Origin of the sequence: Rhizobium ecuadorense, from assembly GCF_001187535.1 — a bacterium.
GTDB lineage: Bacteria > Pseudomonadota > Alphaproteobacteria > Rhizobiales > Rhizobiaceae > Rhizobium > Rhizobium ecuadorense.
The window spans coordinates 1-216 of record NZ_LFIO01000719.1 but is presented as its reverse complement, the minus strand read 5'-3'; the positions used below and the strand labels follow the sequence as shown (position 1 = coordinate 216).

At 56.9% G+C, this 216-nt stretch carries 1 pseudogene; it reads right to left on the bottom strand.

Annotated features, from left to right (window positions below):
* Window positions 1-216: pseudogene (locus AF337_RS13540) on the bottom strand (putrescine-ornithine antiporter); the annotation flags it as partial.

The window sequence follows — 216 nt, the reverse complement described above, 5'->3', positions numbered from 1 at the left end:
GATGCGAGGCCCGCCGAAATTTGCCGCAGTCGTCAGCCAGAGAAGAACGATCAGCGCCAGACATGTCATGATCGGCGTCGAGGTCAAGACGGGAAAGAAGCCCGCGAGGTAGCCCACCGCAGAGATGCCGATCGCGACATTGCCGATGGCAAGCGACAGAAAATACAGAAAGAACACCAGGAAAAAGCCGTCCTTCCCATAGGCGTCCCTGTCTAT